This is a genomic window from Clostridiales bacterium FE2011 (genome assembly GCA_017569305.1).
GTDB lineage: Bacteria > Bacillota > Clostridia > Christensenellales > Aristaeellaceae > Aristaeella.
Map to the genome: position 1 here is coordinate 1049742 of CP069418.1, position 11893 is coordinate 1061634.

Annotated in this window: 12 protein-coding genes; 6 read left to right on the top strand and 6 right to left on the bottom strand. The window is 53.5% G+C overall.

Features of this window, described 5'->3' with window-relative positions:
- The first annotated feature begins 409 nt into the window (after positions 1–409).
- The 6 genes from JRC49_04985 to JRC49_05010 are packed head-to-tail and all read left to right on the top strand — an operon-like array spanning position 410 to position 4120.
- Positions 410–1075, top strand: a complete 666-nt coding sequence (locus JRC49_04985; protein QTE72799.1) for an HD domain-containing protein — start codon at positions 410–412, stop codon at positions 1073–1075.
- An 18-nt stretch (positions 1076–1093) separates the two neighbouring features.
- Positions 1094–1603 carry a GNAT family N-acetyltransferase gene (locus JRC49_04990; protein ID QTE72174.1) on the top strand — a complete coding sequence of 170 codons (510 nt, stop codon included), beginning with the start codon at positions 1094–1096 and terminating at the stop codon, positions 1601–1603.
- A gap of 14 nt (positions 1604–1617) precedes the next feature.
- A complete protein-coding gene (locus JRC49_04995; protein ID QTE72175.1) occupies positions 1618–2013 on the top strand; it encodes a nuclear transport factor 2 family protein in 396 nt (131 codons plus the stop codon).
- On the top strand, positions 2010–2972 hold the full coding sequence (locus JRC49_05000; GenBank protein ID QTE72176.1) for a metallophosphoesterase family protein: 963 nt from the start codon (positions 2010–2012) through the stop codon (positions 2970–2972). Before JRC49_04995 ends, JRC49_05000 begins: the two co-directional genes overlap by 4 nt.
- A complete protein-coding gene (locus JRC49_05005; protein ID QTE72177.1) occupies positions 2969–3427 on the top strand; it encodes a GNAT family N-acetyltransferase in 459 nt (152 codons plus the stop codon). The genes JRC49_05000 and JRC49_05005 overlap by 4 nt, the downstream gene beginning before the upstream one ends.
- The gene (locus JRC49_05010) at positions 3428–4120 is read left to right on the top strand and encodes an aspartate/glutamate racemase family protein (GenBank protein QTE72178.1); all 693 of its coding nucleotides are present in this window, start codon (positions 3428–3430) and stop codon (positions 4118–4120) included.
- A gap of 65 nt (positions 4121–4185) precedes the next feature.
- Here JRC49_05010 and JRC49_05015 read toward each other — a convergent pair whose 3' ends face one another.
- The 6 genes from JRC49_05015 to JRC49_05040 all read right to left on the bottom strand — a co-directional run bounded on the left by JRC49_05015 (position 4186) and on the right by JRC49_05040 (position 11878).
- The gene (locus JRC49_05015) at positions 4186–5181 is read right to left on the bottom strand and encodes a phosphotransferase (GenBank protein ID QTE72179.1); all 996 of its coding nucleotides are present in this window, start codon (positions 5179–5181) and stop codon (positions 4186–4188) included.
- 3 nt (positions 5182–5184) lie between these two features.
- The gene (gene rsgA / locus JRC49_05020) at positions 5185–6177 is read right to left on the bottom strand and encodes a ribosome small subunit-dependent GTPase A (protein ID QTE72180.1); all 993 of its coding nucleotides are present in this window, start codon (positions 6175–6177) and stop codon (positions 5185–5187) included.
- Positions 6156–6416 (bottom strand): hypothetical protein, encoded by a 261-nt coding sequence (locus JRC49_05025; protein ID QTE72181.1) that lies wholly within the window; start codon positions 6414–6416, stop codon positions 6156–6158. The genes rsgA and JRC49_05025 overlap by 22 nt, the downstream gene beginning before the upstream one ends.
- 580 nt (positions 6417–6996) lie before the next feature.
- Entirely contained in the window at positions 6997–8817 is a 1821-nt protein-coding gene (locus JRC49_05030; GenBank protein QTE72182.1) for an ABC transporter ATP-binding protein, read from the bottom strand.
- Complete coding sequence (locus tag JRC49_05035) at positions 8766–10532, bottom strand: ABC transporter ATP-binding protein (protein ID QTE72183.1); 1767 nt, start codon at positions 10530–10532, stop codon at positions 8766–8768. The genes JRC49_05030 and JRC49_05035 overlap by 52 nt, the downstream gene beginning before the upstream one ends.
- Positions 10529–11878: an MFS transporter gene (locus JRC49_05040; protein ID QTE72184.1), complete on the bottom strand. Its 1350-nt coding sequence runs from the start codon at positions 11876–11878 to the stop codon at positions 10529–10531. The genes JRC49_05035 and JRC49_05040 overlap by 4 nt, the downstream gene beginning before the upstream one ends.
- Positions 11879–11893: the final 15 nt, after the last annotated feature.

Consider the following 11893-nt stretch of genomic DNA (forward strand, 5'->3'; position numbering starts at 1 on the left):
GGAAGATCTTGAAAAGGAATGGCTGTTCGTGAAGGATATGCCCGAGGATGAGAACGGACTGACTAACGCCTGGTACAACGTATCCCGGCAGGATTTTGAAGAAAAGGCTCTGCCGGAGATGATCGCCTTTTCCGAAGGCAAAGGCCTGCCGGAAGGCTATGTGCCGGAAACCTTCTTCTTTCTCTGGGATGACGATACCATCGTCGGCCAGTTCCGGATCCGCCATTACCTGTGCGAATCCCTGCGGACCGGCGCCGGTCATATCGGCCAGTTCATTGCGAAGCCTTTCCGTGGAAAAGGATACGGTACGGAAGGCCTTCGCCTGACGCTGAAGGAAGCGCGCAGTATTGTTCCGGAAGAGGAAATTTACCTGCGGGTCCTCCGGAATAATCCCGCTTCCCTGCGAATTATGCTTAAAAACGGCGGACGCGTTGTGGCTGAAGACGAAGAACACTATTATGTCCGGATCGCTAATCCCGGCAAGGGCAGGTATCCTGATCGTGCGGAAGCGGAAAAGCTCCTGGCGGAAGCGGAACAGTGCAACCCCGGCCCCTGGGGCAATCACAGCCGCACTGCGGCCCACTGTGCGGAAAAGATTGCCCTTTATGCCGGCCTTTGTCCGGAAAAAGCGTACATACTGGGGCTGCTTCACGATATCGGCCGGAGGTTCGGTGTCCGGCACCTGGGCCATGTTTCTGACGGTTACACCTATATGATGAGCCTGGATTACCCGGACGCCGCCAGGATTTGCCTGACCCACTCCTTCAATGAAATGAAATTTGAAGGCTACATCGGAAAAATAGACACCTCGGAGGAAGAAACTGCCCTGATCCGCTCAAAGCTTGCAGAAATCATCCCAGATGATTATGACCGCCTGATCCAGCTGTGCGATGCCATTTCCGGAGCGGAAGGCGTCATGGATATTGTGGATCGGATGTCTGATGTCAAACGGCGTTACGGAATATATAATCAGGGAAAATGGGACCGGAACCTGGAGCTGAAAGCTTACTTCGAAGGCAGAATGCAGCGTGACCTGTACGATGCCGTGGAGAAGGACAGCTACCGGCCGGTGTGAAAAAGGAGCGTAGCGATTATGCCGGAACTCAGGAAACTGTCCGTCAATGACGGAATGGATGTATACCAGATGCTGCAGGATATTCCCCTGGATGAGAACGGGCTGCAGAACAAAGTCAACGGTATGACCTTTGAGGAATATAAAGACTGGCTGATCAAAAAACAGCAGGAGTCTGAAATGGACGGCATCGTCGACGGCTGGAAGGTTCCCTCCACAACCTACTGGCTGTACGCGGACGGAGTACCGGTCGGCTTTGGCAAGCTGAGGCATTGCCTGACCGATGCCCTGCGGAAAGCCGGCGGTCATATCGGCTACGGCATTGCCCCGCAATACCGCGGCAAAGGCTACGGAAAAGAGCTTCTGCGGCTGCTCATCGGCGAAGCGTATCACCGGGGAATCGACAAAGTGCTGGTTACCATTCACCTGGACAACAAGGCATCCCAGGCTGTTGCGCTGGCCAACGGCGGCGTCATCACAGAGCAGACAGATGAGCGTGTGCTGGTCTGGATCGATACAAAGCAGGCATAAGCAGGGAGAAAAGTATGGATTACAAAGCATTCTGGCAGGACGTCCTGTCCCAGAACAGGGAGCACTTGTCTTCCTGGTTTCGGGATGATGCTGTCATTCGCTGGCATTGTTCCAACGAGCAGTTTACAGTGGAAGAATACGTCCGGGTCAACTGTGATTATCCCAATGACTGGAACGGAGAGATTGAACGCGTTGAAAAGACCGGAAACACCGTCATCCTGGCCGGCCGGGTTTATCCGGTTGACAGGAGTATGTCCTTTCATGTTGTCAGCTTCCTCCGGATTGAAAATGAAAAAATCACGGAAATGGACGAATACTGGGCCGATGATGGTGAAGCACCTGACTGGCGCCGGGAAATGAAAATCGGAAAGCCGATCCGTCAGGCCGCCCAGGGAAAACAGGAAACATGAAGATCGCTGTTATTTCGGATATTCACGGCAATCTGCCCGCCCTTAACGCAGTGCTTGCAGACGCGGAAAAGCAGGGGGCCTCGGAGTACATTTTTGCCGGAGACTACTGCCTGAGCGGTCCCTGGCCGGATGAGTGCATCTCTGTGATCCGGCGGATTGAAAACAAACACATCATTCGAGGGAATGAAGAACGCTATCTGGAGAATCTCATCGGCAAAGACCAGAGCGGCTGGACAGACGGCCAGATGCAGATCTCCTACTGGTGTTTCAGGAACATCAGTCCTGATAATCTCCGGTATCTGATGGAGCTGCCGCATACCCTGGATTTCACCCGCAGCGGTGTGCACATCCATGTTGCGCACGCTTCCGCCGGCTGGATCGGAGACTGTGAAATGGAACAGTGCGGATCTGCCGTTCTCGCGAGAAAATACGCGCAGACTCAAATCACACCGGAATTACTTTTACATGATATCCATGGTCTCTGGGATCAGGATACAGACTTTCAGAACCGCCTGTCCGGACTGGAAGAAGGTATTTATCTTTTCGGTCACACCCATGTGCAGTGGAGTTACAAAGCCCATGGCCGGAACACCTGGCTTGCCAACCCCGGATCCTGCGGTCTGCCCCTGGACGGAATCAGGGACACAGTTTCTTACACCATGATAGATATTGCAGAAAACGGAACTGTGAAAGTTGAAGAGATCAGGGTTCCCTTTGACAAGCAGCAGTATGCGGAACTGCTGAGAACCACCGCCCAGTTCACTGAGGCAAATATCTGGAGCCGTGTGATCCTCAGGGAGCTTCTCACCGCCCGGGAACACATGGCCTTCTTCCTGCAGCATGCGGAACAGTATGCCCGGAAAATCGGTGATTTCCGCAGGCCATACACCATGGACACCTGGGAAAAAGCCTATGAGGACTGGACAGCAAAAACCGTTTCCGGGGAGGATGTCGTATGATTGTTCCTGTAGATCAGTCAAACCTTTATCAGGCTGCTGAAATCCATTCTGTCTCCTGGCAGGATTCACACCGCTCCTTCTGTTCTGCGGACTTTATTGCCCTGCATACTCCGGAACATCAGCTGGAGTACCTGTCAGAAAAAATCAGGCAGGGCAGCAAAATATACATGCTGCTGGAAGATGAGCCTGTCGGAATTGTCAGCCTGACCGGCAGTCTGATTGAGGACCTGTATATTCTTCCGGGCCGGCAGAACAAAGGCTATGGAACCATTCTCCTGAAATATGCCGTCAGTCTCTGTCCGGATACGCCCACGCTATGGATCCTTGAAAACAATGTGAATGCGAAAAGGTTGTACTGCCGGATGGGTTTCAGGGAAACAGGAAACAGAAACAATATCACAGAGGGACTCGATGAAATCGAGTTCACCCTGACAAACAGACAAGAGGAAAAGTAAATGAAAACAATCGGATTAATCGGCGGAATGAGCTGGGAAAGCACCATTCCCTACTACAGGATCATCAACGAAAAGGTTAAGGAAATGCTCGGTGGTCTGCACTCTGCCAGGATCATTCTTTACAGCGTTGAATTCGCTGAGATTGAGGAATGCCAGGCCACTGGTCAATGGGACAAAAGCGCGGACATTCTGGGAGATGCGGCGAAAAAGCTGGAAGCCGCCGGAGCGGACTTTATCGTCATCTGCACCAATACCATGCACAAGGTAGCTGATCAGATTCAGGCCGGGATTTCCGTTCCCGTTATCCATATTGCGGATGCGACAGCCGACAGGCTGGAAGAAGCCCACGTCAGGAAGGTCGCCCTGCTCGGAACAAAATATACAATGGCCCAGGATTTCTACAAATCCAGGCTGATCGCCCGGGGGTTCGATGTGCTGATTCCTGACGAAAAAGACGTGGAAATCGTCAACAGCGTAATCTATCAGGAACTGTGTGTGGGCCAAATCAGGGAGGAGTCACGCGCCGAATTCAGCCGTATCATTGCCGGTCTGAAGGAGAAAGGTGCGGAAGCCGTCATTCTCGGATGCACGGAAATCGGCCTGCTTGTTCAGCAGGAATACTCTGCCCTGAAGATTTTTGACACAACTGAAATCCATGCGGTCAGGGCAGCCGAGCTCGCCCTGCAGGATTAATCGCAACAGGATGTCAATGAGCACCGCAATGCGGTGCTCATTTGCTTTGCTTCCACCTTCGTGCGTTATTCCGCCCCAAAACCGGCATAGGGAATATCATGGATCAGGCATTCCGTCGCTTCCCCGATGTCTTCTTCCTCCGGTTCTTCCTCTTCCCGCGCACAGCATTCAAACTCGTCAACGATGGATTCGATCAGCGTCATGTCAATGAACAGGGGGAGCTTCTCCAGCATCTCCTCGGATACGTCCGTTTCGCTTCTGTATCCCTCCAGCACTGTATCAAAGTACCATTTCATATATGCCATGCGTTTTTTCGGAGCCGGCTCATGCCGGAACCAGCCAATGCCGTGAGTCCAGACGTGGGCCAGGTCGAACATATACCAGCAGTAAATACAGTTGTCAAAATCGAACACAGTAATATCGCCGGTATTCATGTCCACATGGTAATTCCCGTCGCAGAAATCGAAATGAATCAGCCCGTAGTTTCCCGCGTCCATGGGCAGTTTCCCGAATTCATCCAGCCGTCTGTTAATGGCATCCTTCAGTTCCGCATAGGAATCCGGAATCAGGCGGTCAATATAATCCCGGTTGTATTTATCAAAGAATTCCGGGCGCCGGTGCACCGGTTTGAACTCCCTGGACAACCTGTGGATCACACCGAGCGCCTTGCCGGTGTTATAGAAGTATTCTTCAAGAGGTGCTCCCTCCCGGTAACGGTAGCCATTGTCACACAGCAGCATTCCTTTTGCGTAGGCAAACAGGCTGAGATAGATCTTCTGTCCATCCTTCTCAACGCATTCAACCATCCTGCCGTGAACAGATGGTATCACATCCGCCACCGGCGCGCCGTTCTGTGCCAGGTAATGCACAAACTCTGTTTCCGCAAGGTAGTCTTCCTCCCTCCTGTCACCCAGTTCTGAAATGCGGAGCACATATCTCTTCTCCCCGTCCTTGCTGCAGATCAGAATCCTGTTACGTCCGCCCGGATGTCCGGAGATTGGTTTGATATCACAGTTATCCAACACGTATAAAGCAATAGCCTGTTCTTCGGTTTTCTTCAATAGTCATCTCCCCTTCCACTCACTGTGTTTCCGTTGTTTGCGCTTGTCCATGGCAATATTCATCATCTTTTCATTCTTTTTGATTTTGCTCCAGTTATTTTCCCGTTCAAGACGATTATACAGTTCCCAGCGTTCGGGAGAAAGCGTGCCGTCCGCCAGCGCACTGCGAACAGCGCATCCGGGTTCGCTGCGGTGTGTACAATCGGAAAAGGCACACTGGCTGATCAGATCAGCAATATCACTGAATGTACCGCTGATGCCTTCCTCTGCTGCAACCATCCCCAGTTCCCGCAGTCCGGGAGTGTCTATGAAGCTCACTCCGTTGATTTCGATGATTTCCCGGTGTGTGGTTGTATGCCTTCCCTTGGAGTCCGTTTCCCGGATTTCCCCGGTGCGCATAACCTCTTTCCCTGCCAGCGTATTGATCAGGGTGGATTTCCCCGCGCCGGAGGACCCCAGCAGGGCAATCGTCGTTCCCGGGATAAAATACTTCTGCAGCCGTTCCAGGCCGAAGCCCGTATAGGAGCTTACTGCCACAGCCTCCATCTGCCCGCTCAGCGTGGCGGTTTCCCGTTCCTTTTCTTCAACGTCCGCACACTGGTCTGCCTTGGTCAGCACGGCCACCGGCACAGCGCCTCCGGCCGTTATCATGGAAGCATATCGTGCGATCCGGTTCAGGCTGAAATCCTGGTTCAGGGATGTGATAATAAACACATAATCCATATTGGCGATCAGCGGCTGCACCTGAATGGTTTTTGCGAATCCGTCAGCGTGCCCGCCCCGGTCCGGACGGTAAAACACCGTCCGCCGGGGCAGGATCGCCCGGATCAGGCTGTCGCCGAACGGATTCTCCGTAATTTCCACATAATCGCCCGCAACCGGATATTCATCACGGTATCGCAGGCTCCCGGTCAGCACGCAGTAAAGCTCTTTTGCCCCGTTCCTGACCAGGTATCGGTCCCTGTGGACCAGGATTACGCGATACTTTTCTTCCAAACGCTTATCCTCTCCTTTTGTTTGGTTTCCCGCCGGAAAATCCGGCTGAAAAAGCCCCTGCGGATCTTCTTTTCCACGGGTTCTCCCTCATTTCCGGTGTAGAAAGTCTCACCGGAAACGGTCATATAGTAAGGCTCATCACGCCGGAGTATTGTGTTTTCCACCATTTCCTTCTGCCAGAGATTGCCGGCGTACAGATTCCCGGGCAGCATTTCATGTATCTGTATATTCTTTTCCATAAATATTCCTTCCTTTTGCGGCGCGGCTTCCTTCGGGTATTCAGATACCCCCTCCCGCGCGTCTCTTCTGCTTTTTCTGTAACGTTGGCAGTATACCGGCTCATCTGCTCCGGTTCCTGTCCTTTTTGGCTTTTTTCTGTCAGTGCAAAAACTGTATTCCTGTCAAAAACCATTGCCTTTTATCTCCTTTCTTCGTTTGTTCTGTCCTGTTCACAGCACCTGAAGCCCATCTCTCCAAAGGTACCGGTACATGCAGTTTCATTGCTTGTTTCCTGTTTGTCTTCCGGGATATCTCCGTACGTTATATAGATCATCCCGACCACCCCCTGTATTCTTTTTTACGCAGCAAAAAACCGCTTATCCGTTATGGACAAGCGGCCGATCATATGAAAACAGACGCCGGAAGTTATTCCGGTTGGTTCTTCGTATGGTCGGATGTATTGCCATTACGGATGTGTTTTACAGTTTTAACGGTAGCTGTAAACCGTTTTACATTCATGAAGTTAACCATGCGAAGAACCTCCTTTCTTTTTTAATTGTGATCACTATAACTTACCAAAAGACACATGTCAAGCATTTTTTATTCAAACTGCGCACGGTACAGACGGTAGTAGAACCCCCGCGCCTGCATCAGTTCGTCATGCGTCCCTTGCTCCACAACGTCTCCCTGGTTTACTACCAGGATATTGTCAGCGTTCCGGATTGTGGATAGCCGGTGGGCGATTACAAAGCACGTCCGCCCTGTCATCAGCTTTCGCATAGCCCGCTGGATCTCCCGTTCTGTGGAAGTATCCACGTTGGAGGTTGCCTCATCCAGGATCAGCATATTGGAGGTATACAGCATTGCCCGGGCGATCGTCAGCAGCTGCTTCTGTCCCTTCGAAATGTTGCCGCCGTCCTCGCTGATTACTGTCTGGTATCCTTCCGGCAGCCGCATGATAAACGGATGGATATGGGCGGCCTTCGCCGCGGCCACCACCTCATCCATCGTGGCGTTTTCCTTGCCGTAGGCTATATTGTCAAAGATCGTGCCCCGGAACACCCAGGTGTCCTGCAGCACCATGGCATAAGCGGACCGCAGGCTTCTCCGGGTCAGCTCCCTTACGTCCTGTCCGTCCACGGTCACGCTGCCGCTGTCCACGTCGTAAAAACGCATCAACAGGTTGATGATCGTTGTTTTGCCGGCGCCGGTAGGGCCTACGATAGCCGTCAGCTTTCCTGCATCCGCCCGCATGGAAAGATCGTGGATAATGGTCCGGTCCGGGTCATAACCAAAGGACACCTTATTCAGCGCCACGTTGCCTTCCACGTCCGTCAGCGTCCGGGCACCCTCTGCATCCTTCAGCTCTTCCGGCTGATCCAGCAGGCCGAATACCCGTTCCGCCGCCGCCAGTGCGGAGAAGAGTTCGTTGATGATGTTCGCTACTTCGTTGATCGGACCGGAAAATTTCCGGGAATACAGCACAAAAGAAGAGATGTTTCCCAACCCGATGGCCCCGTTCATATACAGCACCGATCCCAGCAGGGTAATCAGGCTCAGTCCGATATTGTTGATAAAGCCGATCGTCGGACCGATGGTTGCCGCCAGGGAATCCGCGTCATAATACGCTTCCGCGGCCTGGTGGTTGATATCCTCATATTTATCGTCAATCTGGTCCTCATAGGCATAGGCCTGGATGGTCTTCTGCCCGGACAGCTGCTCTTCCACAAATCCGTTCATCGCTCCGTAGGACCTGGACCGTTTCACAAACCGGGGCTGGGTCTTCTTTCGCATGTGGGCGGTGAACACGATGGAAGCAGGCACCGTTACCAACGTCACCAGGCTCAGTACCGGGGATATCCGGACCATCATGATCAGTGCGCCGGCTACCGTCACCACACTGGTCAGGATTGCCGCCACATCCGTGGCCATACAGGTGCTGATCACGTCCACGTCATAGGATACCCGGCTGATGATATCTCCCGCCTGGTTCCGGTCAAAAAAGCCCACCGGCAGCCGCATCAGCTTGTCAAACACGTCCTGCCGCATCTTCCGGCCCACACGTTTGGAAACATTCACCATAATCATATGAATCAGGATGGTGATCAGGGAAGAGCTCACGTATACTGCCAGCATCCGGACCGCATAGTAGGCGACCTTTTCGAAGTTCACCTTGTTTATTCCTGCCGCCGCCTCATTAATCGCGGATCCGGCCAGCGTCGGTCCCCACAGGCTCAGTACATTGCTGATCAGACACAGCACCGCCACCAGCAGGATCAGTGCTTTGAACGCGCCCAGATAGGACAGCAAGCGCATAAAGGCTCCCTTTGAGTCCTTGGGTTTGGTCATAATGGAATCTCTGTTGGCCATTATTCCACCTCCCCCATCTGGGTTTGCTGGATCTCCCGGTAAACCGGGCATTCACGCATCAGTTCCTCATGCGTTCCCTTGCCGATCATTTCTCCTTCATCCAGCACAATGATTTCATCCAGGTTCATGATGGAAGAAACCCGCTGCGCAATGACGATCAGTGTCGTTCCGGCGTACCGGCTGCTGATGGCTTTTCGCAATTCGGCATCCGTCCGGTAATCCAGTGCGGAGGAGGAATCATCAAGAATCAGAATCTCCGGTTTCGCCGCCACGGCCCGGGCAATCAGCAGCCGCTGCTTCTGTCCGCCGGAGAAATTGCCGCCGTGGATTGCTGCCATGTGGTCAGCCCCGTCCTCATACCGGTTGACAAAATCAGCTGCCATGGCATCTTTCAGGGCTTCCTGCAGCCGCTCCTCATCCACGTTCCGGCCGAATACTACATTCTCCCGGATACTGGAGGCGAAGATCGTATCATTCTGGAACACCGTACCAAACCGGCGGCGCAGGGCATCCCGGTCCATCGTGCGCACATCCTGTCCGTCAATAAACACATGCCCTTCACCTGGATCGTAAAAACGCATCAGCAGGTTGATAATCGTGGTTTTTCCGCTTCCCGTGGCGCCGATAATGCCCAGGGAACCGCCCTTCCGGATCGTGAAATCCACGTCCTTCAGGCACTGCTGCCTGGAAGAGCCTGCAAAGGCGGCCGCATTCTGCTGTCCGTTTCCCCCGTCTCCGGCATAACTGAAGGTTACGTGATCGAAAACAATATAACCCTCCCGTTCTGTGGTAGCCCCTTCCTCCGCAGGCAGCACAGCCAGGTCTTCCTGCTGCTCTGTTGCCTCAGCGATACGGGCCGCGGAAGCATTAGCCTTGGAGAGCATCAGGAACACGCGGTTCAGGCCCATTACGCCCATCAGGATCATATTGAAATATGTCAGAAAAGCCAGGATCACGCCGGGCTGGGTCACACCCGCGTTTACCCGTTTTGCGCCGATAAAAACAATCAGTGTCAGGCCGATGTTCAGGAAGAGCGTTACTACCGGACCCGGCAGTGCCATAATGATACTTGCCTTGATATCCCGCCGGGAAGTCGTGTCATTTGCCTCTCCAAAGCGCCGCATCTCAAAGGGTTCCTTGGAAAGCGCCTTCACCACCCGGATTCCGGAGATGTTTTCCCGCATGATCCGTACAATATCATCCATCCCCCGCTGCACCATATCATACAGCGGAATGCCCTTGAAAGAGATAAACACCACCAGGCCGATCATAATCGGTGCCATGATGCACAGAATCAGCGCCAGGCCTGTATCCATAGTCAGCGTAATGACGATACCTCCGATCAGCATGATCGGCGCCCGGATACCCAGCGTCTGGGCAGCCCGGATAAAATTCTGCACATTGTAGGTATCGGATGTCATCCGGGAAATCAGGGAAGGCAGGCCGATTTCATCCGTCTGTCCACCGGACAGGTTCAATGCGGAATGGAACAAATCCCGCCGGATGGTAAAAATGCTTTCCTTGGCGATCCATACCGCTTTCCGGTTTGCCGTCACGTTCAGGAACCGCACCACGCAGGCCAGCAGGATCATCGCCCCGCCCCACAGCAAAACCGGCGCCGTCTCCTTTTGCGGCACCACATGGTCCAGCAGATGCTCCATCACATAGGGAATCAGAAGCTCGGTCAGCGTTCCGGCCAGCTTCAGTCCCATGCCAAGCAGGATCATCCATTGATACTTTTTCAGATACTTCCAAAGAAACTTCATCTGTTCCCCCGGGTTTCCATTGATGCGGAGTTTTCCGCATCGTTTTTGTTATGAAGCAGCCAGGCGGACAGCACCGCAATCAGGATGACCAGGACAATCAGCGCTGTCAGGAAGATGTCCGCGCTTGGCAGGAAGGAGGTCGTTCCATCGCTGTTGGAAATGGTCGGCGCGTTCCGGAGTACCCATGCGCCGATCTGCGGGCCGATGATGCCGGGAATCAGAACCTGGGAAAGAATCCGCAGTCCCTGGAAACGGCCCGCCATATGCTTGGGCGTGTAATTACGCAGTTGTGTTCCGAATACCGCCATGCCGCTCAGGTAGCCGGACATCATCAGGAAGGAGCCGATAAACACCGGTATTTTCATCGCCATACCCTCGGCCTGAATCACAGAAGGCACCAGCCACAGCAGGACAAAACCCAGCGCCAGCAGGAACAGAGCCGGAAGGACTGTCTTTCGGAATCCAAAACGGTCAATCAGCCTGCCGAAGAAGAAGGTCACAGCCGCGGCCAGGATAATAGCCGGCGCCATAATCAGCACGTAGTCCGCCATACCCAGCGTCTGCTCATAGTAGATAATCAGGTAGGGCATGTAAATCTGAATGGAGATGTTGAAGATAATGAAGGCCGCCATGGAAAAATACAGCACGGCGTTTTTCCGGATCACCGCCGGGCGGAACCCGTACAGGATTGTGGCAAAGTAGCCCAGGCTGTCCGGATTCCTGACCGGGGCTTCATCCACCAGGAAGAAACCCAGGATGCCGATCAGCAGAACCAGCCCGCCGATGATGCAGTATATGGCAGTCCAGCTGGAAGCCTGATCCAGGTCAAAGCCCATGAATCCGCCGAACACCACCAGGATGGAGATCAGGGGCATCATGGAGTTGATGCCTTCAGCCGCCCCGCGGTTGGTGGCGTCCGTGGAGTCAGTCAGCCACGCGTTATACGCCGCGTCATTCGCCGTGGATCCGAAGAAGGTCATCACGCAGTCCATGATAATGGTCAGCGTGATTCCGACAGTTGCCGCACCGGTCACCATGCCGAACAGGGAGGAAATCACATCCGTTCGGATCAGGGCAAAGGAGATAATGGATATACCCCAGGCAATGTATCCGGCACACATGAAAATCTTTCTTTTCCCGATCCGGTCGGACAGGGCGCCCATCAGGATGGTGGTCAGCGTCGCGGCAATCGCGCTGGCCGTAACCATCAGGGCAATATCCGACGCGGAAGCCCGGAACATCTTATAGATGAACACGTTGAAATACATATTCTCCACAACCCAGGCAATCTGGCCGGTCAGGGAAAATATGATCAGGGCGATCTGGAATTTACGGTTCTTCATCATAAGAAACACCTCTGC